The 21,702-nt window shown below is 77.3% G+C and carries 16 protein-coding genes and 3 pseudogenes; 4 read left to right on the forward strand and 15 right to left on the reverse strand.

The features are described 5' to 3' along the window. Window positions 1–48: 48 nt before the first annotated feature. Both ABZ452_RS16005 and ABZ452_RS16010 read right to left on the reverse strand, forming a co-directional pair. Window positions 49–819, reverse strand: coding sequence for a DUF5995 family protein (locus ABZ452_RS16005; RefSeq protein WP_357943179.1), 771 nt, complete (start codon window positions 817–819; stop codon window positions 49–51). Between the two features lie 112 nt (window positions 820–931). After that, window positions 932–3,874, reverse strand: coding sequence for an AAA family ATPase (locus ABZ452_RS16010; RefSeq protein WP_357943181.1), 2,943 nt, complete (start codon window positions 3,872–3,874; stop codon window positions 932–934). Between the two features lie 189 nt (window positions 3,875–4,063). Here ABZ452_RS16010 and ABZ452_RS16015 point away from each other — a divergent pair, with 189 nt between their 5' ends. Beyond that, on the forward strand, window positions 4,064–6,487 hold the full coding sequence (locus tag ABZ452_RS16015; protein WP_357943183.1) for an adenylate/guanylate cyclase domain-containing protein: 2,424 nt from the start codon (window positions 4,064–4,066) through the stop codon (window positions 6,485–6,487). 215 nt (window positions 6,488–6,702) lie between these two features. Here the strand turns inward: ABZ452_RS16015 and ABZ452_RS16020 are convergent, their stop codons facing one another. The 4 genes from ABZ452_RS16020 to ABZ452_RS16035 all read right to left on the reverse strand — a co-directional run bounded on the left by ABZ452_RS16020 (window position 6,703) and on the right by ABZ452_RS16035 (window position 9,616). Then, entirely contained in the window at window positions 6,703–7,269 is a 567-nt protein-coding gene (locus ABZ452_RS16020; protein WP_357943185.1) for a dienelactone hydrolase family protein, read from the reverse strand. A gap of 49 nt (window positions 7,270–7,318) precedes the next feature. Beyond that, on the reverse strand, window positions 7,319–7,726 hold the full coding sequence (paaI, locus tag ABZ452_RS16025) for a hydroxyphenylacetyl-CoA thioesterase PaaI (RefSeq protein ID WP_357943187.1): 408 nt from the start codon (window positions 7,724–7,726) through the stop codon (window positions 7,319–7,321). Between the two features lies 1 nt (window position 7,727). Continuing rightward, window positions 7,728–9,035, reverse strand: coding sequence for a phenylacetate--CoA ligase PaaK (gene paaK / locus ABZ452_RS16030; RefSeq protein WP_357943189.1), 1,308 nt, complete (start codon window positions 9,033–9,035; stop codon window positions 7,728–7,730). 131 nt (window positions 9,036–9,166) lie between these two features. Next, entirely contained in the window at window positions 9,167–9,616 is a 450-nt protein-coding gene (locus tag ABZ452_RS16035) for a MarR family transcriptional regulator (RefSeq protein ID WP_357943191.1), read from the reverse strand. A gap of 138 nt (window positions 9,617–9,754) precedes the next feature. On the opposite strand from ABZ452_RS16035, the gene ABZ452_RS16040 reads away from it, so the two are divergent. From ABZ452_RS16040 to crcB, 3 genes are all read left to right on the forward strand, one after another. After that, window positions 9,755–10,978: an MFS transporter gene (locus ABZ452_RS16040; protein WP_357943193.1), complete on the forward strand. Its 1,224-nt coding sequence runs from the start codon at window positions 9,755–9,757 to the stop codon at window positions 10,976–10,978. A 126-nt stretch (window positions 10,979–11,104) separates the two neighbouring features. Then, complete coding sequence (locus tag ABZ452_RS16045) at window positions 11,105–11,599, forward strand: CrcB family protein (protein WP_357943698.1); 495 nt, start codon at window positions 11,105–11,107, stop codon at window positions 11,597–11,599. Continuing rightward, entirely contained in the window at window positions 11,596–11,958 is a 363-nt protein-coding gene (crcB, locus tag ABZ452_RS16050; RefSeq protein WP_357943195.1) for a fluoride efflux transporter CrcB, read from the forward strand. Before ABZ452_RS16045 ends, crcB begins: the two co-directional genes overlap by 4 nt. 220 nt (window positions 11,959–12,178) lie before the next feature. Here crcB and cobA read toward each other — a convergent pair. The 9 genes and pseudogenes from cobA to cobI all read right to left on the reverse strand — a co-directional run. Beyond that, a pseudogene (gene cobA, locus ABZ452_RS16055) lies at window positions 12,179–13,828 on the reverse strand (uroporphyrinogen-III C-methyltransferase); the annotation flags it as partial. After that, window positions 13,825–14,418: a precorrin-8X methylmutase gene (locus ABZ452_RS16060; protein WP_357943197.1), complete on the reverse strand. Its 594-nt coding sequence runs from the start codon at window positions 14,416–14,418 to the stop codon at window positions 13,825–13,827. The pseudogene cobA and the gene ABZ452_RS16060, both read right to left, overlap by 4 nt. Beyond that, window positions 14,415–15,494, reverse strand: coding sequence for a HoxN/HupN/NixA family nickel/cobalt transporter (locus ABZ452_RS16065; RefSeq protein ID WP_357943199.1), 1,080 nt, complete (start codon window positions 15,492–15,494; stop codon window positions 14,415–14,417). Before ABZ452_RS16065 ends, ABZ452_RS16060 begins: the two co-directional genes overlap by 4 nt. A 26-nt stretch (window positions 15,495–15,520) precedes the next feature. Beyond that, window positions 15,521–15,679: pseudogene (locus ABZ452_RS16070) on the reverse strand (4Fe-4S binding protein); the annotation flags it as partial. Continuing rightward, the gene (gene cobJ / locus ABZ452_RS16075) at window positions 15,667–17,454 is read right to left on the reverse strand and encodes a precorrin-3B C(17)-methyltransferase (protein ID WP_357943201.1); all 1,788 of its coding nucleotides are present in this window, start codon (window positions 17,452–17,454) and stop codon (window positions 15,667–15,669) included. The gene cobJ and the pseudogene ABZ452_RS16070, both read right to left, overlap by 13 nt. Before the next feature lie 71 nt (window positions 17,455–17,525). After that, a pseudogene (cbiE, locus tag ABZ452_RS16080) lies at window positions 17,526–18,887 on the reverse strand (precorrin-6y C5,15-methyltransferase (decarboxylating) subunit CbiE); the annotation flags it as partial. Window positions 18,888–18,895: 8 nt separating this feature from the next. Then, window positions 18,896–20,041 (reverse strand): cobalt-precorrin-5B (C(1))-methyltransferase, encoded by a 1,146-nt coding sequence (locus ABZ452_RS16085; RefSeq protein ID WP_357943203.1) that lies wholly within the window; start codon window positions 20,039–20,041, stop codon window positions 18,896–18,898. Continuing rightward, entirely contained in the window at window positions 20,038–20,877 is an 840-nt protein-coding gene (cobM, locus tag ABZ452_RS16090; RefSeq protein ID WP_357943205.1) for a precorrin-4 C(11)-methyltransferase, read from the reverse strand. The genes ABZ452_RS16085 and cobM overlap by 4 nt, the downstream gene beginning before the upstream one ends. Then, window positions 20,874–21,614, reverse strand: coding sequence for a precorrin-2 C(20)-methyltransferase (gene cobI / locus ABZ452_RS16095; protein WP_357943700.1), 741 nt, complete (start codon window positions 21,612–21,614; stop codon window positions 20,874–20,876). The genes cobM and cobI overlap by 4 nt, the downstream gene beginning before the upstream one ends. Window positions 21,615–21,702 lie beyond the last annotated feature (88 nt).

Genomic DNA, 21,702 nt, shown 5'->3' on the forward strand with positions numbered 1-21,702 from the left:
CCCGCGTCCCGCGCCCGGACGGCGGGACGCGGGGACCCCCCGTCCCGGCTACTGCAGGAACGCCCCGAGAGGCGACAGCAGCAGCCGGCCGAGCAGTGCGGCGTTGTCGTCCAACCGCATCCGCTCACACTCGCGGGCCTCCGGGTCGTGCCGGCAGCGCCAGATCTTCTGCGCGTTGCGCCAGGCCACGTTCCGGGTGTACTCGACCAGTTCGCCCTGGTACCAGTCGTCGATGTCGCCGTTCACCATGTCGATCATCAGCTGCCAGTGGTCCAGGTAGCCGCGGCGCAGCTCCGGGATCCGCTCGGCGAAGATCTTGTTGATCTCCAGGTAGTCGTGGTGCTGGTCGCTGCCGTCGACCGGCTCGGACTCCAGGCTGTCTAAGGTGGTCACCAGCGCGAACGGCAGGTCGTAGTTGATGTGGGCGTTCACCCCGGCGGCCGCCGACGGCAGCGGCCGGGCGTCCGGGCCACGCATCCGCCGGAACAGGCACGACCAGGCCTTCGGGGTGCTCGGGTGGGAGTCGGTCCAGAACCGCAGCGCGTCGAAGTAGCGGGCGGCGAACTCCACGTCGAGCCGCGCCAGGAAGGCCGGGTCGGTGAAGCGGTCGTCGTACAGGCCGTCGAGGACCGTGGAGGTGATGACCAGGTAGAGCTTGTTGAAGTCCGCGAGGGGGCAGCTCTCCTCTAGCGGAGGCAGCCGGACCAGCAGGTCCTGGAGCTTCGTGAGGTGGTCGACGACCGCCGGCACGTCGGCGGGGTGGTCGGCGAGCAGCCCGACGATGTCCTGGTGCACGGGACCCCAGACCGGTTCGGTCATCTCTCCTCCACAGTGGTCGGCGTCCCCCACGACGCCACCCGGTGACGCTGGACAGCCTTCCAGCCGGCGTAGGCCGGCCGGATCAGTAGAACGACGTATTGCCGACGTGCGGCTACTCGGCCCGGTTGCGCAGGAAGATCGCGCTGGCCTGCACCCGGGTGCGGACCTGGAGCTTGTCGAAGATGTGCGACACGTGCACGCCGATGGTCCGCTCGCTGATGAACAGTCGCTGGCCGATCTCGCGGTTGGTCAGCCCCTCGGCGACCGCCGCGAGCACCTCCCGCTCCCGGGCGGTGAGCACGACCAGCTCGTCCACCGTGGGCGCGGCCGGCTCCGCGGCCCGGGGCCGGGGCGCCGGACGGGCGGCGGCCGTGCCCTCGTCCAGGGCCACCCGGGCCCGCCCGGCCAGGGTACGGATCTCCTCGCTGAGCGGCACCGCGCCGAGCGCCTGGGCCGTCTGGTGGGCCTGCCGCAGCAGCTTGCCGGCGGTGGCCACCCGGCTGCGCCGGGCCAGCAGCGCCTCGGCCTGCCGCAGCCGAGAGTAGGCCGCCGGGTAGGGGTGGTTGCGCCGGTCCCACTCGGTGGCCGCCCGGGCCCACAACTCCGGGTCGCCCCGGCCGTCGTCCAGCCGGCTCAGCTCGGCGGCGCAGAGGGCCAGGAACGCGTCGGCGACGTAGCGCACCGGTGCGCCCGCCTTCCCGCTCTTGCCGGCCACCCGGTCGACCACCTCGCGCAGCCGGCGGACCGCGTTCGGATCCACCTCAACCGTGCGGCTGGCCGACGCCTCCGCCTCCGCGCGCAGCCCGTGCCAGGCCAGGGTGGCCAGCACGATGACGTCGTCGGAGCGGCTCTCGGTCAGGCCCCGCTGGACCGCCTGCCGGGCCAGGTCGTGCCGGCCCTGCCACATGGCCAGCCCGGCCCGCAGGATGAGCATCGGCAGCACGTGCCGGGCCCCGCCGCCGGCCAGCACGGTGGCGACCGCCTCCAGGTCCCGGTCGGAAGCCTCGACGTCGCCGTAGCCGACGGAGAGCCGGCAGCGGGCGAGCAGCAGCTCGACGGCGTCGGCGCCGGACGGGCGGTGCCGCAGCGCGGCCGCCACGACCTTCTCGGCCTCGGCCCACTGCCCCACCCGGAACAGCCCGTTGGTGGCGATGGCCAGCAGCCGCGTCTCCCAGGTGCGGCCGAGCCCCAGCTCGGCGACCCGCTCGGCGCCCCGGCGGGCCACCACCACACCCTCCTCGAGGATGTTCAGCGGCCCGGTGAGCAGCTCGGCCAGGTGCAGGTACGCGCAGGCCACGTCCTCCGGCCGGCCGGAACGCTCGGCAGTGTCCAGCGCCCTGCGCATGACGGCGAGCCCGGCGTCCGGGTCCTCCAGGTAGGCCTCGCTGAACCCGAGGGCGGAGCTGGCCAGCACCACCTCCGAGGCGGTGCCCTCCACCTCGGCGGCCAGGCGGAGCGCCTCCCGGGCCTGGTCGCCGGCCTCCGCGTAGCGGCCCAGGTGCAGCAGCAGCTCGGCCAGGTGGGCGGCGGCGGTGGCCCGCTCCCGGGGCGTGCAGTCCGCCGTGGCGAGCACCCGCCGGTATTCGGCCTCGGCGGGGGCGGACCGGCCGGCGGCGGCCAGGTAGCGGGCCCGCCGGATGTGCAGGGCGCAGGTGGGCGGGCCGGCCGGCTCGGCGGCCAGCTCCTCCAGCAGGGCCAGCGCACGGGCGTGCTCGCCGCAGTGGTGCGCCGACTCGGCCGCGTGGGTCAGCAACTCGGCGCGGTCGACCTCGACCGGCTCGGGCCGGCCGCCGTCGGGCAGCACGGCGGGCGGGGTGGTGGCCAGGCTGAGCGCGGCCGACCAGTGGCGGTGCGCCTCGGCGTAGCCGTGCAGCCGCTCGGCCTCGCGGGCGGCGGCCATCGCGGCCGGCAGGGCCCGGGCCGGCTCGCCGGCCAGCCGCCAGTGGTGGGCCAGCCGGGCCTGGTGCAGCTCGGCGGTGGCCGAGGTCAGCGTCTCGGCGTAGCGGCGGTGCAGCGCGGCCCGCTCGGCGGGGAGCAGCTCGTGCGCCAGCACCTCGGCGACCAGGCGGTGCCGCAGCCGGTAGCCGTCGTCGGCGCCGACCAGCAGCCGGTGCGCCACCGCCTCGCGGACCGCCTCGATCAACTGGTCCTCGGGCAGCCGGACGACCTGGGCCAGCAGCCAGTGCTCGACCGGCTCGACGCCGGCGGCGACCGCGTGCACCACGGCGTGCGCGGGCTGCGGCAGCGCGTCGACCCGGGCCAGGAAGACCTCACGCAGCGTGTCGGAGAGGCCGTCGTGGCCGTCGCGCAGGTCGCGGGCCAGCTCCTCCACCACGAACGGGTTGCCGCCGCTGCGCTGCCACATCTGGTCGGCGGCCTCGGGGGCCAGCGGTGCGCCGGCGATCGCGGCGGCCAGCTCGTCGGTGCCGGCGCGGTCCAGCGGCGCCAGGTCGACCACCCGGACCGAGCGCAGCCGGCGCAGCTCGGTGAGCACGCGGCGCAGCGGGTGCGCGCCCTGCAAGGACTCGGCCCGGATCGCGGCGAGCACCGACAGCTGCAGGTCGCCGAGGCCGGCGAGCAGGTAGAGCAGGAGCTGGCGGGTGCTGCGGTCGACCCACTGGAGGTCGTCGAGGACGAGGACCAGCGGCCGTCCACCGGCGACCAGGTGCAGGCCGCGCGAGACCCGTTCCAGCAGCGCGCCCGCGCCGTCCGGGCCCGGCGTCTCCTCGTCGAAGACCTGGAGCAGCCCGCGGACCGCCGAGGAGGTGCGCGCCTCGGTCAGGTCGGCGTCGAGGCGACGAAGCGCCTGGCGCAGCGGGTGCAGCGGCGAGGCGTCGCCGATGTCGAGGCAGACGCCCGTGAGGACCAGTGCCCCCGCGTCCCGCAGGCGTTCGCCGACCTCGCTGAGCAGCCGGGTCTTGCCCACTCCGCTCTCGCCGGTGAGGAACACCGCCGCGGTCTGCCCGGGGGCGACGTCGTCGAGCAGCGCCGACCGCAGCGCCCCCACCGTGTCGGCACGGCCGACGAGCGGCGCGGTGTCCACATCGCTGGCCATGCCACGCAGCCTAGTCACAGGTTCCCGCACCGTTCTACGGGCTCAGCGCCCTTGTGGTACTCCTCGCGTCGACATTACGACTAATGGTTGCGGGTGGTCGACATACGTCGTCCTACCGATCCCCCGAGGACCCGGTGGTGAAAGTCTCCGGTGGTCGTCAGGCACCGGACCGGGGAAAGGGTGGGTGCGATGCTGATCACCACGCCGGTGGGGAGTCGGGAAGCGGTCACCGTGGCGCGTTGGCCGGTGCCGGAGGAACGGCGCACGGTCACCGTCCTTTTCGCCGACATCGTCGGGTCGACCGGTCTGGTCGAGCGGCTCGACCCGGAGGACGTCCGGGCGCTGCAGCGGGCCTATTTCGGCACGGTGGCCGCGGTGCTCGGCCGGTGGCACGGCGTGGTGGAGAAGTACGTCGGCGACGCGGTCATGGCGCTGTTCGGGGCGCACGGCTCCGATGGGTTCGACGCCTACCGGGCGGTGCGCGCCGGGCTGGAGATCCAGGGCGCGCTGGACCGGCGGGTGCCGGCCGGCACCCGGCTACGGGTCCGGGTCGGCGTGGCCACCGGCGAGGCGCTGGTCGACCTGGCCGCCACCCGCGACGGCGGGCACGCCGCGGCCAGCGGTGCGGTGATCACCATGGCGGCGCGCCTCCAGGAGTACGCCCCGCCCGGCGGGGTGGTGCTCTGCGCGGCCACCCGGCGGGCCGTCGCCGGCCTGGTCGAGCAGCGCCCGCTCGCCGCCCTGACGGTGGCCGGCAGGGCGGCGCCGCTGGACGTCTGGCGGGTGACCGGGGTGTCCCCGCGCCGGCCGGCCCGGCACCACGGCCCGCTGGTCGGCCGCCGCCGCGAGCTGGCCACGGCCGGTGACGAGATCGTGCGGGCGGCGCGGGAGCGGCGTCCACGCTGGATCTCCCTGGTCGGCCCGGCCGGCAGCGGGCGCAGCCGGCTGCTGCACGAACTGGTTCGCGCGGTGTCGAGCGTGGACGGTGTGGCGGTGCGGTGGTGCGTCGCGCACTGCCCCCCGTTCCCCGACGGGGAGCTGGCGCCGCTGGCGGATCTGGTCCGCGGCCTCGCCGGGCTCCGCGACGGCCAGTCGCCGGAGACCGTACGCCGGCGGCTGGGCACCACCCTGGACGGGCTGCCGGCGGCCCGGCGCGGTGCGGCGGCGCACGCGCTGACCGAGTTCCTGGCCACGCCGGGCGACCCGGGGGCCGCCGCGCGCGGCGCCGAGGTGTGCCGGGAGGTCCTGCTGGACCTGGCCGCCGGCCAGCCGGTGGTGGTGGCGGTGGACGACCTGGACCGGGCCGCGCCGGCGCTGAACCGGTTCCTGCACCGGGTGTTCGCCGCGGCCACCGAGCGGGGGCTGCCGCTCGCGGTGGTGGCCACCCACGGCCCGCGCTGGGCCGACCTGCTGCCCGGAGCGGCCGGCCGGCGGCGCCGGGTGCCGTTGCCCGCGCTGGGCTCCGTCGACAGCGGACGGCTGCTGCGGCACCTGCTCGACCGGGCCGGCCGGCCCACCGCGCCGGCCGCGGAGCTGCTCCCGCTGGTCGGCGGCAACCCGGCCGCCGCGGCGGCGTACGTCGGCGCGCTCGGCGCCGACGGCGAGCCGGCCGGGGTGCCCGAGCCGGTCCGCCGCCTGGTCGACGCCCGGCTGGACCGGCTGGACGGGGAGCGGCGGGCGGTGCTCATGGCGGCCGCGACCCGGGGTGTCGACGTCCCGGTCGCCACGGTGGCCCGGATGCTCGGCTGGCCGGCCGGGCGTGCCGAGCCGGTGCTGCGCGCGCTCGTCGACGCGGGCCTGCTCCGCCGTGCCGCCACCGGCGGGTACGCGGTCGCCGAGCCGGCCGTCGCCCGGGTGGCCGCGCACCGGCTGCCCCGCGCGGTGCGGGCGGAGTTCGCCCGCCGGCTGCGGGACGCCGAGACGGTCGGGGCGATCCGCCCGGCCGTCCCGGGCCCGGCCGGCGGGGTCACCACCGGCCGGGCGACCTGCCCGGGCGGGGTGGGGCGCCGGTCGGGTGGAGGGGCCCGACCGGCGCCGATCCCCGGTGCGGGCGACCCGACGCCGGGCGTCGGTGTGACAGCGGTGGGCGGCACGGCCGTGGAGGTACCTGCGACGGGCGGCACGGCCGGGAAGGTGCCTGCGGCGGGTGGAGCGGCCGTGGGGGTGCCCGCGGCGGGCGGCACGGCCGTGGGGGTGCCTGCGGCGGGCGGCACGGCCGTGGGGGTGCCTGCGGCGGGCGGCGCGGCACGGGGGGTGCCGGCCGGAACCGACGCGCCGGCCAGCCGGCGGACGACCGACGTCGGGGCGGGCTGGTTCGCCGCGGCGGGGGTGCCGGGGGGCGCCCCCGCCGGACCGGCTCTCCGGGCGGCCCGGTTCGGCGGTAACGGGGCGGGCCGGGCGGTGCGGGCGCGGCTCGGCGTCTTCCCGGGGCTCCGGGACGCGTTACCCGGCGGCCCGCCGCGGGGGTCGGCGGGCCGGGTGGGGCCGGTCGGCGGGCGACCGTCGATCGTCGGGCCACCGCGTCCGCTCCGGACCGGCCGGGAGCGGCAGGGTGGGACATCCGCCCCGGCAGGGCGGACGCCGGCCGGTGGCGGGCGGGTGCTCGCCGCCTGACGCGACGTCCGGGCCGGAGCGGGCACGGGGCCACTCCGACCCGGACGTCGCACGGGAACAGCCGAGCAGCGGCCGACGGGCGTCGTCCCGGGCAGGCGAGCCGAACACGGGCGGCTAGCGGCCGACGGGCGTCGTCCTGGGCCGGCGAGGCGCGGGCGCGGCGGGATCCGGCGGTCACGCCGGGCGGCCGGCCGGCCCCTGGGCCGGCGGGTCGGTCAGCGGCCGGCGAGGAACGCCAGGACGCGGTCCCAGGTGAGGTCGGCGGCGGGCGCGTCGTGGTCGGGCGTGCCGGGATCGGTGAAGAGGTGCCCGGGACCCGGGTAGCGGTGCACGGTGACCTCGGCGCCGGCGGCGGTCATCGCCTGCTGCCAGTCGTCCACCTCGTCCTGCGGCTCGTACTCGTCGGGGTCGGCGAGGTGCAGCTGCACCGGCAGGCCGGGGCGGACCGAGCCGGGATCGCCGCCGGTGCCGTGCAGCAGGAGCAGCGCGGCCGCCGCCGGCCGCTCGGCGAGCAGCGCCCCGGCGACGCCGGCGCCCATCGAGAAGCCGGCCAGCACGGTTTCGGCGGGCAGTCCGGCCACCGCCGCGCGGGCCCGGTCGAGGACCGTGTCCCGGCCGATCTTGTCGAACAGTGCGAAGCCGGCGTCGACGGTGTCCGCGGCCGGCACCTCGTACAGGTCGGGGGTGGTCACCCGGTGCCCGGCGGCGCGGAGCCGGTCGGCGGCGGACAGCACGGCCGGGCGCAGCCCGTAGACGGAGTGCAGGAGCAGGATGTGTGCCATCGACCCATCCTGGCCCGCAGCCGTGCCGCCCGGCGGGCCGGCACGCCGGTCAGTCCCGGGCGATGGTGCGGCTGCGCCCGCGGAACTCGGCGACCACCTCGCCGTCCCGCCACACCGTGACGTCGTAGATGCCGCTGCGGCCGTAGCGGACCCGCTCGGCGGCCCGGGCCTCCAGCAGGTCGCCCTCGCGGACCGGCCGGAGGAAGCTGATCTCGCCGCCGGCGGCCACGGTGGCCGGGCCGTGACTGTTGCAGGCCAGCGCGAAGGCGGTGTCGGCGAGCAGGAAGACGAAACCGCCGTGGCCGATGGCGTGGCCGTTCAGCATGGCCGGCGTGACCCGCATCCGGGCCACCGCCGCGCCGTCGCCGGCCTCGACCAGCTCGATGCCGAGTCCCTTGGACGCCACGTCGGCGTCGAACATGTCGTGGGCCGCGGTGCGGCCGTCGTCGCCCGCCATGTCAGTTCCCCCGCCGCTGGTCGACGATCCGGCGCATCTTGCCCATCGAGCGCTCGACCCCGTCGGGTTCGATGACCTGGACCGCCACGCTCACCCCGATGGTGTTCTTGACCTGCTCGACGAGGGCCGCCCCGGCCCGCTCGGCCTCGTCGGCGGCCACCCCGGCCCGCCGCTCCACCTTGACGGTGAGGGTGTCCATCCGGCCCTGCCGGTCCAGCACGCACTGGAAGTGCGGCGACAGCGCGGGCGTACGCAGGATCAGCTCCTCGATCTGGGTCGGGAAGACGTTGACCCCGCGCACGATCATCATGTCGTCGGTCCGGCCGGTGATCTTCTCGATCCGGCGCATGCTGCGGGCGGTGCCGGGCAGCAGCCGGGTGAGGTCGCGGGTGCGGTAGCGGACCACCGGCATGGCCTCCTTGGTGAGGGAGGTGAGCACCAGCTCGCCCCGCTCGCCGTCGGGCAGCACCGCACCGGTGACCGGGTCGATGATCTCCGGGTAGAAGTGGTCCTCCCACAGGTGCAGGCCGTCCTTGGTCTCCACGCACTCGACCGCCACCCCGGGGCCCATCACCTCGGAGAGGCCGTAGATGTCCACGGCGTGCATGTCGAGGCGCTGCTCCATCTCCCGGCGCATGTCCTCGGTCCACGGCTCGGCGCCGAAGATGCCGACCTGGAGCGAGGTGGACCGCGGGTCGACGCCCTGGCGCTCCATCTCGTCGACGATGGCCAGCATGTAGCTGGGGGTGACCATGATGACGTCCGGCGCGAAGTCGCGGATCAGCATGACCTGCCGCTCGGTCATGCCGCCGGAGACCGGGATGACGGTGCAGCCCAGCTCCTCGGCGCCGTAGTGCGCGCCGAGCCCGCCGGTGAAGAGCCCGTAGCCGTACGCCACGTGCACCCGGTCGCCGGGCCGGCCGCCGGAGGCCCGGATCGAGCGGGCCATCAGCTTCGCCCAGGTGTCCAGGTCGGCGCGGGTGTAGCCGACCACGGTGGGCCGGCCCGTGGTGCCGGAGGAGGCGTGCAGCCGGGCGACCCGCTCGCGCTGGACCGCGAACATGCCGAACGGGTAGTTCTCCCGCAGCTCGGCCTTGCCGGTGAATGGGAAGCGGGCCAGGTCGGCCAGCTCGCGCACGTCGTCGGGGTGCACGCCGGCCGCCTCGAAGGCCTGCCGGTAGTGCGGCACGTTGTCGTACGCGTGCCGCAGCGACCAGCGCAGCCGGTCGAGTTGCAGCGCCCGCAGCTCGTCGACGCCGGCCCGCTCGACGGGTTCCAGCTCGTCCGGACGAGGGGTGCGGTCCTGCACGGTGGCCTCCTGCGCGACGGGTCGCCGACGCCGCGTCGCGCCGGGCGGGTGCCGATCACCGTACGCCCGTACGGCCCGTCCTGCCAGGTCAGCGGGGTCGGCATCGCCGGCCGCCGATGCAGTTCTGCGGCTCAGCGGGCGGCGGGGAGCCGGTGCAGCGCGTCGACCAGCGGGGCCAGCTCGGGGGTGCGCTCGGCCTCGGCGAGCGCGTCGGCCAGCACCCGGTCGTGGGTCGGGCGGGCCCGCCCGAGCAACTCGGAGCCGGCCGGGGTCAGCTCGGTGTAGATGCCGCGCCGGTCGTCGGCGCAGAGCACGCGGGTGAGCAGGCCGCGCTCCTCCAGCCGGGTGACCAGGCGGGTGGTGGCGCTGCCGGACAGCGCGGCGGCGCGGGCGAGCTGCCGCATCCGCATGTGCCAGCCGTCCTGCCGGGAGAGCGCGTCGAGCACCGTGTACTCGACGACGGTCAGGTCGTGCTCGGCCTGGAGGGCGCGCTCCAGGGCGGTCTCGATCAGGCCGTGCAGCGCGGCGAGGGTGCGCCAGCCCTGCGCGCGGATCTCGACGGCGTCGTCGGCGATGCCCATGGCGCCCCCTCCGGTGTGACGTGGACGCCCTCCAGGCTACCACCCTTGCGCCGGTATACGGCGCGTGCAACTATCTTTGTTGCCGGCGCGGGTAGTTGCACGCGCCTCTTTATTTCGCGCGTATGGATTGGGTACGGCATGACACAGCGCACCTCGGCCCTCCCCGGCGGCCTGATCGCCCTGGCGATCGGGGCGTTCGGCATCGGGCTGACCGAGTTCGTGATCATGGGACTGCTCCCCCAGGTCGCCGCCGACTTCGCGGTCAGCGAGTCGGTGGCCGGCTGGTTGATCTCCGGGTACGCCCTCAGCGTCGCCGTCGGCGGGGTGGCGCTCACCGCCGCCGTCACCCGGTTGCGCCGCAAGCCGGTGCTGCTCGGCCTGATGGTGCTCTTCATCGCCGGCAACCTGCTCTCGGCCCTCGCCGGCGACTACGGCACCATGCTGGCCGGCCGGATCGTCGCCGCGCTCTGCCACGGCGCGTTCTTCGGCATCGGCGCGGTGGTGGCGGCCGGCCTGGTCGCGCCGGCCCGCCGGGCGGGCGCGATCGCCATGATGTTCGCCGGGCTCACCATCGCCAACGTCCTCGGCGTGCCGTTCGGCACCCTCCTCGGCCAGCACCTCGGCTGGCGCGCCACGTTCTGGGCGATCACCGGCATCGGGCTGGTCGCGCTGGCCGGCCTCGCCGTGCTGGTGCCCGGCCGCGGCCCGGCCACCGACGCCGCACCGACCGGCGGGCTGCGCGGCGAGCTGCGGGCGTTCACCCATGCCCAGGTCTGGTTCTCGCTGGTGGTCACCGTGCTCGGCTTCGGCGGCATGTTCGGCGCGTTCACCTACATCGCGTACACCCTGACCGAGGTGAGCGGCTTCGCGGCCGGCACCGTGCCGTGGCTGCTGGTGCTCTTCGGGGTGGGGCTGTTCGCCGGCAACCTGGCCGGCGGCCGGGCCGCCGACGTGTCGCTGTCCCGGACCCTGGTCACCGTCCTCGCGGTGCTCACCCTGGTGCTGGTCGGCTTCGCGCTGACCGCCGGGAGCCCGGCGCTGACCGTGGTCGCGCTGGTGCTCATGGGCGCGTTCGGCTTCGCCACCGTGCCGCCGCTCCAGATGCGGATCATGAAGTACGCCCGCCAGGCCCCGACCCTGGCCTCCGGGGCGAACATCGCCGCGTTCAACGTCGGCAACGCGCTGGGCGCCTGGCTCGGCGGGCTGACCATCGACGCCGGCCTCGGCTTCACCGCCCCGATCTGGGCCGGCGCCGGGCTCACCCTGCTCGGCCTCGGGGTGCTGCTGGTGGCCGAGCGGCACGTCCGGCGTACCCCGGTGGACGCCGCGGAGGCGCGCGAGCCGGCCGCCGTCCCGGCCTGACGGTGTGCCGGCCGGCGCGCGCGGGCGGCGTTATGCTCGGCGCGGCGGTGGGGCCCGCCGTCCCGGAACCGGCCGGGAGAACCGCGACACGCTCGCCAACGGTCCCTGCCAGTGATGCCCGTCCTGGTGGGAGGCACCGTGACCGGACCGTCCGAGTTCCGCGTCGACCCCGACGTCGACCTGCGCGTCCCCGCCGACCGGCGGGAGTTGCCCGCCCACCCGGCGGCGGTGCTCGGCGTCATCGCCGCCGGCGGGGTGCTCGGCGCGCTGGCCCGGGCCGGGTTGCAGGCCGCGTTCCCGCACCCGCCCACCGGCTTCCCGTGGGCCACCTTCGGCATCAACGTCGCCGGCTGCCTGCTCATCGGGGCGCTGATGGCGGTGCTCACGGCCCGCCCGGCCGGGCCGCTGGTCCGGCCGTTCCTCGGCGTCGGTGTCCTCGGCGGCTTCACCACCTTCTCCACCTACGCCGTGGACGCCCAGCGGGCGATCGTGGCCGGGGCGCCGGGCACGGCACTGGCGTACCTGGCGGCGACCCTGACCGGTGCGCTGCTGGCGGTCTGGGTCGGGGACGCCGTGGCCGGCCGGCTGCTGACCCGGGCCGGGGTCGGGGCGGCCCGGTGACCGTCCTGCTGATCGCGCTCGGTGCGGCGGTGGGCGCGCCGCTGCGCTACCTGACCGACCGGGCCGTGCAGGCCCGGCACGGCTCCCCCTTCCCGTGGGGCACGCTGACCGTCAACGTGGCCGGGTCGCTGGTGCTCGGCGCGGTGGCCGCCGTGCCCGCCTCCCCCGCGGTGACCGCCCTGGTCGGCACCGGCTTCTGCGGCGCGCTGACCACCTGGTCCACGCTCAGCTACGAGACCCTGCGGCTGCACCGCTCGGGCCACCGCGGGCCCGCGGTGGCCAACGCGCTGGGCAGCATCGCCGCCGGCCTCGCGGCAGCGACCGTCGGATACCTCCTCGCCCGCGCCCTCACCGGCTGACCTTCCGGGCCGGCACGTTCCCCCGCGCCGGCTCCAGCCGACCCGAGCGGCCAGCACGGAAAGGCACCGGCCGACCGGCCCGGCCGGCACGCACACCCCCGCGCCGGCACCGGCCGGCCGGTGCCGGTCGCCATGTTCAGCCCCGCGCCGGCACCGCGGCAGGCGCCGGAGCCGGAGCGGGCGTGGCAGGCGCGGCGGGCACCGGACCGGCCGCGGCGAGCGAGGCCGGATCGGCCGCGAGCCCGACCACCGGTCCAACCACGAAGACCGCCGGCGGCCGGACCTCGTCCCGCGCGGCCAGCGCGCCGACCTCGTCCAGCCGGCACCGGGCCGTCCACTGCTCCGGGTGGCCGGCGTCCCGGACGGCCAGCACCGGCGTCTGCGCCGCCCGCCCGTGGGCGAGCAGTTCGGCGGCGATCCGCCCGACGGTGTCCACCGCCATGAGCAGCACGAGCGTGCCCCGGGCCCGGGCCAGCGCGGCCCAGTCGACCAGGGAGTCCGGGTGCCCGGGCGGCAGGTGCCCGGACACGACGGTGACCTCGTGCGCCACGCCCCGGTGGGTCACCGGCACCCCGGCCAGGGCGGGCGCCGCCACCGCGCTGCTCACCCCCGGCACGAGCACCGTCTCCACCCCGGCCGCCGCGCAGGCGAGGACCTCCTCGTGGCCCCGGCCGAAGACGTACGGGTCGCCGCCCTTGAGCCGGACCACCCGCCGCCCGGCGCGGGCGTGCGCGACCAGGGTGTCGTTGATGGCGTCCTGGGTCATCGACGGGCCGCGGGGCACCTTGGCGGCGTCCACCACCAGCACGCCGGGGCGCAGCCGGCGCAGCAGCCCGGCCGGGGCGAGCCGGTCGGCCACCACCACGTCCGCGGCGTCGAGCAGCGCCCGGCCGCGTACGGTGATCAGGTCGTCCGGGCCGGGCCCGCCGCCCACCACGGCCACCTGTCCGGGGCGCAGCGCCGGCTCGTCGTGGTGGCCCGCGTGGTGATGGTGGTGGTGGCCGTGCCCGTCGGCCGGGTCGTCGGGGTGGTGGTGCGGGGTCTGCGGCCGGCCCACCTTTTCGGCGAAGCCGGGCAGCGCCACCCGGTACGCGCAGGTGTCGCAGTTCATCCGGATGTCCCCGTGCAGCGCCTCGGCGTGCCGTTCCAGCACCAGGTCGGCGAGCGCGTCGCAGTCGCCGATCACCTCGGCCACCCGCACGTCGAGGCCGGGATGGTCGGCGGCGAACTCCCGGCTCTGCGCCACGATCCGGTCCGGCAGCACGCCGGCGAAGAGGAAGTACGGCGCGACCACGATCCGCCGGGCGCCGAGCCGGCGCAGCCGTTCCAGCACGGCCGGCACGGACGGCTCGGCGAGCGAGATGAAGCCGGGTTCCACGCCGGCGTAGCCGCGCCCCTCCCAGAGCAGCCGGGCCACCTTGGTCACCTCGGCGTTGGCGTCCGGGTCGGTGGAGCCGCGCCCGATCAGCGCCACCCACGTGCCGGCCCGGTCGGCCCCGTCGAGCGCCGCGTCGATCCGCCGTGCCAGCGCCTCCTGGAGCAGGGGGTGCGGCCCGAGCGGCCGCCCGTACGCGTACCGCAGGCCGGGGTGGCGCTGCTTCTCGCGGGCGAGGGCGGCGGGGATGTCCCCCTTGCCGTGCCCGGCGGCGGCCAGCACCAGCGGCAGCGCCACCACGGTCCGGTGGCCCCGGTCGACCAGCGCGCCGACGGCGTCGGTCAGCGGCGGGCGGGACAGCTCGATGAAGCCGCCCTCGACGTCGGCGACCGCGTTCCGGCGGCGGATCCGCTCGACCAGCGCCGCGAACTGGGCGACGCCGGCCGCGCTGCGGGTGCCGTGCCCGACGATCAGCAGCGGGGTCTGGTCCTTCACATGTCCTCCAGGTAGAGCAGGGCGTTGAGGGCGGCGGCGGCCACCGCGGAGCCGCCCTTCTCGCCCACGTTGGACACGGCGGGCAGGCCGCTGGCCCGCAGCGCCGCCTTGGACTCGGCCGCGCCCACGAAGCCGACCGGCAGGCCGACCACCAGCGCCGGGGCCGCGTCGAGGGCGATCAGCTCGACCAGCGCGGTGGGGGCGCAGCCGACCACCCAGACCGCGCCCGGGCCCACCCGGTCGGCCGCGATCCGCACGGCCGCGGCCGAGCGGGTGATGCCGGCGGCGCGGCCCAGGTCGGCGGCGGCCGGCTCGGTGACCGGGCAGACGATCTCCCGCCCGGCCCGGGTGATGCCGGCGGCGACCATCCACACGTCGGTGACGATCGGCGCGCCGGCCCGCAGCGCGGTCAGCCCGCCGGCCAGGGCGGCCTCGTCGCAGACCAGGTCGGCGACGTAGTCGAGGTCGGCGCTGGCGTGCACCACCCGCTCGGTGACCGCCCGGGTCAGCGGCGGCAGGTGCGACAGGTCGACCCGCCCGCGCAGGATCCGGTAGGACTCCGCCTCGATCGGGTGCACGGTCCGGCTCACGAGCCGGCCCGGCCGTAGCGGCGGTCGTAGCCGCGCAGCCGCCACAGCAGCACGGCGCCGCCCCAGGCGAGGGCGAAGAGGCCCACCACGGCGTAGCCGAGCTGCTCGAAGTGGTCGGCGATCGAGGCGTACCCGGCCAGGGCGGTGAGCCCGAGGTGGTCGGCGAGCAGCCCGGCCAGGTAGACGCTGGCGACCAGGCCGCCGACCAGCACGGTCATCGTGGTGGTGGCCAGGTTGTACCAGAGCCGCCGGGCCGGCTGCCGGTACGCCCACGAGTAGGCGCGGCTCATCAGCAGGCTGTCCGCGGTGTCCATGGCGGACATCCCGGCGGCGAAGAGCAGCGGCAGGGTGAGCAGCGCCAGCACGGGCAGCCCGCCGGCGGCGGCGGTGCTCGCCGACAGCGCCAGAAGGGTCACCTCGCTGGCCGTCTCCAGACCCAGCCCGAAGAGGAAGCCGACCGGGGCCATGTGCCAGGAGGAGCGGACCAGGGTGCGGGCCCGGGCCCCGAGGATCCGGTGCATCAGCCCCCGGTTGAGCAGCATGAGGTCCAGCTCGGTCTCGTCCAGGGCACCGGCGCGCAGCCGCCGCCAGAGCCGGGCCAGCCCGGCCAGCACCACCGCGTTGAGGGCCGCCACGAGGAGCAGGAAGCCGGTCGCGGTGACGATCGCGACGGTGGCGCCGACCTCGCGGACGCCGGCCATCCGGTCGCCGGTCAACCGGGTGGAGGCGAGCCCGACCACGAGGGCGAGCAGCAGCACCACGGCGCTGTGCCCGAGCGCGAAGAAGAAGCCCACGCCGACCGGCCGCCGGCCGCGCAGCAGCATGAGCCGGGTGGTGTCGTCGATGGCGGCGATGTGGTCGGCGTCGAAGGCGTGCCGCACCCCCAGCACGTAGGCCAGGGTGCCGGCGCCGGCCAGCCCGCCGGCCGCCACCGGCTGGTTGTTCCAGTACAGGTAGAGGGTCACTCCGGCGACGTGCAGCGCGGCGACCGCGCAGACGATGCCGCCGAGGCGGGCCCGTTCGGCGCGGCTCCAGCGGCCGATGGTGGGGGCGGCGGCGGTGGGGGTCGAGGTCATCGCTCTCCTCCGGGTTCGGGGTCGACGCGGATGGCGTCCACGGGGCAGATCTCCAGGCATTCGAGGCAGCCGGTGCAGCGGTCGGTGACCCGCAGGCCGGCGGGGGTGGGTCGGATGGCGTGCGTCGGGCAGGTGAGCAGGCAGGCGCCGCAGCCCTGGCAGGCGCCGATGGTCACGACCGCCACCGGTACCCCCGGGGCGTGACCATCCGGCCGGCGACCACCCGGGTCTGCGAGCTGCCGACCACCACCACGCTGTACATGTCGACGACGGCCGGGTCGAGGGTGGCCAGGGTGGCCAGGTGCACCCGCTCGCCGGGGCGGCTGGCGTTGCGGACCACGCCGACCGGGGTGTCCGGCGGGCGGTGCGCCGCGAAGGTCTCCAGGGCGGCGCCGAGCTGCCAGTCCCGGGTGCGGCTGCGCGGGTTGTAGAGCAGCGCCACCAGGTCGCCCTCGGCCGCGGCGGCGATCCGGCCCGCGATCACCTCCCACGGGGTGTGCAGGTCGGACAGGCTCAGGTAGACGTGGTCGTGCCCGAGTGGCGCGCCGAGCAGCGCCGACGCGGCGAGGCCGGCGGTCACCCCGGGCACGCCGACCACGTCGATCCGGTCGTCGGCGTATTCCAGGGCGGGGCTGGCCATCGCGTACACCCCGGCGTCGCCGGACCCGACCAGGGCGACGGCGTGGCCGGCGGTGGCCTCGGCGACGGCGGCCCGGGCCCGCGCCTCCTCCGCGCCGAGGCCGCTGGCCAGCACCCGGGTGCCGGGCCGGAGCAGGTCGCGGACCTGGTCGACGTACTGGTCAAGGCCGACCACCACGGCCGCCCGGCGCAGCTCGGCCACCGCGCGCGGGGTGCGCAGGTCCGCCGCGCCGGGGCCGAGGCCGACCAGCGCGAGCCGGCCGCGCGGGGCATGCCGGGCCACCGCCACGGTGGCCATGGCCGAGGCGGTCTTCGGCACCAGCAGGCTGCCGCCGCCGCGCAGCGCCGCGGCCTCCGCGACGCTCGGCGTGCCGACCGCGGCGCGGACCACCTCACTGGGGTGCGGCACGTCGACCGCGGCCAGGTCCGCCGCCGGCCAGGTCTTCAGGGGTACGCCGTACGCGTCGGCGGTCGCCCGGATGCCCGCCTCGTCGGCCTTGAGGTCCACACTGGCCAGGCAGCGCAGGCTGGCCGGGCTGAGGCCGGCGTCGGCGAGCGCCCGGCGCAGCAGGTCGGTCACCTCGGCGGCCGGCACGCCCCGGCTGGAGCCGATGCCGGCGACCAGGGACGGCGGCCGGAGCACCACGGTCCGCCCGTCGAGCGGCACGACCCGGTCGGTGACCAGGATCCGCCAGCCTGCCACGCCGTCGCGGCTCCCGTCGGCGGCCGGCATCGGTGTCGCCGCTCCGGCGGCCGGTGTCGGGGCGGCCGGCGGGTGCGAGTCGGCCGGCGGGGGTGTGACCTCGATGTGGACGTGTTCCGGCAGGGCGGGCAGCGGCCAGGTGGCGTCGGCGACCAGCCGGACCGGCTCGCCGTCGAGGATCGCCCGGGACACCGCGGCCACCGCGCCCTCCACCGGCCAGCCGAGGGTGTCCAGGCCGGGCAGGCCTACCGCGTCGGTGGCGGTGGTGACCACCGGCCGCGCGTCGAGCAGCGCGCCGACGTCGGCGGCGAGGGCGTTGGCGCCGCCCGCGTGCCCGCCGAGCAGGGCCACCGCGTGCCGGGCCGCCTCGTCGACGACCACCACGGCCGGGTCGGTCCGCTTGTCGCCGAGCAGCGGGGCCAGGATGCGGACCACCGCGCCGGTGGCCAGGAAGGCGACGACGGCGTCGCACCCGCGCCAGGCGGCCCGCAGCGCGTCGGCGGCGCTCTCCGCCTCCACGAGCCGGGCGTGCGGCCAGGCCGCGGCGAGGGTGCGCGCGTGCCGCCGTCCGGCGGCGGTCGCCGCCACGAGCCCCACGCGGAGAGGCTCCTTATTCACGCCTGCCGTGGCGCAGGGGTCCCCTGTCAACAGGTCCGACGGTGTGGCCACGGGTTCCTCCGGGTGGGCGGTCACGGCTGCTCCGCGGTGAGCAGGACGACCGGGTTGGTGGCGGCCAGGCGCAGCGAGCCGCCGGGCAGGTCGGCGAGGCGGGCGGCGGCGAGCTGGCAGCCGTCGACCGCGTAGCCGGCGGCGCGCAGCAGGTGCACGGCGGGGGCGATCCGGTCGAGGGCGGCCAGGGTGACCACCACCCGGGGCGGGCGACGGTCGGCCACCGCCGCGAGCACGTCCACGCCGCCCCCGCCGACGAAGACCGCGTCCGGGTCGGGCAGGCCGACCAGGGCCGCCGGGGCCGCCCCGGTCACCACCCGGACGTCGACGCCGTGCCGGGCGGCGTTGGCCCGGATCGGCGCGTCCGGGTCGCGTTCCACGGCGAGCACCGCCGCGCCGAGCAGCGCGCACTCGATACCGACCGAGCCGCTGCCCGCGCCGACGTCCCAGACCAGCCGGCCCAGCCGGGGCCGCAGCCGGGCCACCGCGAGCGCCCGGACCTCCGCCTTGGTGATCATCGAGTCCCGGTGGGCGTACGCGGACTCGGGCAGCGCCCACCCTCCGGCCGGCGCGGCGGCGGGCTGGTCGTCGGCGCGCATCCCGGCGACGCCGGCGGTGGCCGGCCGGGCGGTGGGCGGGCGGTCGCCGGCGCGGGTCCCGTCGACGCCGCCCGTCGGCGGGCCGGCAGGCCCGCGCCCCGCGTCCTCGGTCGTGCATCGGTTCCGGGCCGTCGAGACGGTGCTCGAAGGACGGGGTGCGCCCTCGACGCGGCCCGGGACGGTCTCCGCGGCAAGGCAGAGCACGACGTGGGGGTCGGACCAGGCCGTCGCGGCGGCCTCGGCCGGGGTGGTCCAGGTGACCCGCTCGTCCGGGGTGCCGAGGTGCTCGGCGACCACCAGGCGGCGGTCCCAGCCGGCCAGGCCGGCGCCCAGCTCGGCCGCGCCCGCGCCGGGGGCGGTGAGCACCGCGACGGCGGGCAGCGCCCGGCAGGCGTTGAGCGCGGGGCGCGGGTCCCGGCCGTGCGCGGTGACCACGGCGGCGCCGTCCCAGGGCAGCCCGGCGCGGGCGAACGCGGCGGCGACGCTGGAGACGGCGGGCAGCACCCGCAGCGGCAGGCCGGCCGACCGGAGCCGGCGGACGATGCCGAAGAAGCCGGGGTCGCCGCTGGCCAGCACCACCGCGGGCGTGCCGGCGGCGACGGCCGCGGTGAGCCGGCGCAGGGCGGGTGCGAGTGGGCCGAGGACGACGGTGGCGCAGCCGGGGGCCACAGGCACGGCCGCCAGGTGCCGGGCCGCGCCGACGACCAGGCCGGCGCCGGCCAGCGCCGGCGCGAGCGCGGGGTGCGCGGGGCGGCCGGCGGCGTCGATCCCCGCCACGAGGACGGTCGGCCTCACGCGGCCCACCGCCCCGAGGAGGCGACCACCCGGGCGCCGGCGAAGTCCACCATGGCCACGTCGACGCTGACGGCGTGCCCGGCGAAGCGGCGCAGCACCTGCCGGACCCGGTGGCAGAGCAGGTCCCCGGCCGGGCCGAGCAGTCCGGCGTCGGCCCACAGCTCGTACGCGTGCCGCCCCGTGTTGGCGGCGGTGACGGCGGCGACCAGGTCCGGGTCGCCACCGGCCTCGGCGGTGATCGCGCCGAGCAGCGACAGGTCCACCTTGGACCGGGTGTAGTGGGTCATCAGGATGCCGGCGGCGAGCTTCGCCAGCTTGCCGGCCATGCCGACGAAGACCACCCCGGTCATCCCGTCGCCGACGGCGGCCGTGACCGCCGCGCCGGTGAAGTCGCCGACCTCGACGAAGCACACCTCGGGCAGCTCCGGCAGCAGCGCCCGGGCCGCCCGCTCGGTACGCCCGCCGGTGCAGAGCACCACGGTCCGCTCCCCCTGGGCGGCCATCACGTGCACGGCCTGCACCACGCTGGCCCGCCAGGAGGCGGTGGAGAACGGCCGGACGATCCCGGTGGTGCCGAGGATGGAGATGCCGCCGAGGATGCCGAGCCGCCGGTTGGTGGTCTTGCGCGCCATCATCTCGCCGCGCGGCACGCTGATCACCACGCGGACGCCGGTCTCGTCGAGGTCGACGACCTCGGCGACGGCCTGGCCGATCATGCGGCGCGGGGTCTCGTTGATGGCCGGGCCGCCCACCGCCAGGCCGAGCCCCGGCCGGGTGACCGTGCCGACGCCCGGCCCGCCGTCGAGGCGCAGCCCCGGCTCGTCCCGCCAGGTGACCGTGGCGGTCAGCTCGGCGCCGTGGGTGACGTCGGGGTCGTCGCCCGCGTCCTTGACCACCACGGCCTCGGCCCGCCGCGCCCGTTCCAGGTCGCAGCGGGCCACCGCGAAGGTGACCCGCCGGCCGGCCGGCAGCCCGATCTCCACCTGGCGCTGCGGCTCCCCGGTGACCAGCGCGGTCAGGGCCGCCTTGGTCGCCGCGGTGGCGCACGCGCCGGTGGTCCAGCCCGTGCGCAGCGCGGTGGGCCGGACCTTCGCCGTACGCGGCAGGTCCGGCTCGCGCAGCGGCGGCTCGACGTACGTCACCGGCCGTCCCCGGCGGCGTCGTCCGACCGGTCGGCGCGGGCCCGGCGCAGCGCGGCGCGGGCGCCCGGCTCGGCCCGCCGGTAGGTGTGGAAGTGCCCCGGGTGGTAGAGGTGCGAGCGGGTGCCGGCGGCGGCGAGCGCCGGCCCGACCAGGAACAGCGTGTGCTTCCAGAGCTTGTGCGCCTTGACGGTGGCCTCCAGTTCGCCCAGCGCGCACCGGACCACCAGCTCGTCCGGCCAGGTCGCCTGGTACGCCACCACCACGGGGGTCTCCGGCGGGTAGCCACCGGCCAGCAGCTCCGCCTGGGCCTGCCCGGAGCGGGCGGCGGAGAGGAACAGCGCCATGGTGGTGCCGTGCCGGGCGAACTCGCGGACCCGCTCGCCGGGCGGCATGGGCGTCTTGCCGCCCTCCAGGCGGGTGAGGATCACCGACTGGGCGACCTCGGGGATGGTCAGCTCCCGGCCGACGAGCGCCGCGACCGCGGTGAACGAGGACACCCCGGGCACCACCTCCACGGCCAGGCCGAGGTCGCGGCACAGGTCCAGCTGTTCCTGCACGGCGCCCCACAGGGCCGGGTCGCCGGAGTGGATCCGGGCCACGACGAGCCCCTGCCCGGCGGCCCGTTCGTACAGCGGCCGGACACCCTCGATGGGCAGCTGGGAGGAGTCGACGATCTCGGCGTCCGGGCGGGCGTGGGCCAGCACGTCGGCGTGCACGAGGCTGGCCGCCCAGATCACCACGTCGGCCTCGGCGATGACCCGGGCGGCGCGCAGGGTGAGCAGGTCGGCGGCGCCGGGGCCGGCCCCGACGAACCAGACCTTGCCGGTGGTGGTCACAGTTTTCCTCCCCGACGGTCCCGGCGGGCCGGGACCAGCAGCGTCGACAGGTACGGCAGGTCAACGGCGGCGGCGTCCACCGGCCCGATCCGCTCGCCGGGCAGGCCGAGCGCCCGACCCAGCACGGCGTCCGGCAGCCGGCCCTGCCGGCGCAGCTCGTCGACCAGGTCGGGGTGGCGGCGCCAGCCCTTGTAGACGACGACGGTCCCGGGGCCGGCGAGCGCGTCGGCGACCGGCGTGAGCCCGGCCGTGGCGGGCAGCAGGGTGAGCGGTTCCCGGCCCTCGCAGAGCGGCACGCCGGCCCGGGCGGCCAGCTCCTGCATGGCGGTGATGCCGGGCACGGTCCGCACCTCGACCCCGGGCCGCCGGGCCCGCACACCGTCGGCCAGGTAGCCGAAAGTGGAGTAGACGTTGGGGTCGCCGATGGTGGCGAAGGCGACCGACCGGGCGCCGGAGTCGACCGCCGCCACCACGGCCGCCGCGGCGGCGTCCCAGGCCCGCTCCCGGCGGGCGGTCACCCCGCCCCGGTCGTCCAGGGCGAACGGCAGCCGGCGCAGCCGGTCCGCGGGCACGTGCGCCCGCACGGTGGTCTCGGCCCGTCCGGCGGGCGCGTCCGGGTCGGCGGCGTGCCGGTCCAGCACGGGCACGAACACCAGGTCGGCCTCGGCCAGCAGCCGCGCGGCCTTGAGCGTCAGCAGCTCGGGATCGCCAGGTCCCACCCCGATCCCGGTCAGCACGGCGGCGGGCGGGACTGGTGGTCGCTCCTCGCGGGGCGGGCCGACGGGCGCGGGCCGGCTCGGGGCGGGGCCGGTCGGCGGGTGGCTC

This window comes from Micromonospora sp. NPDC005707, assembly GCF_040631005.1.
Lineage (GTDB): Bacteria > Actinomycetota > Actinomycetes > Mycobacteriales > Micromonosporaceae > Micromonospora.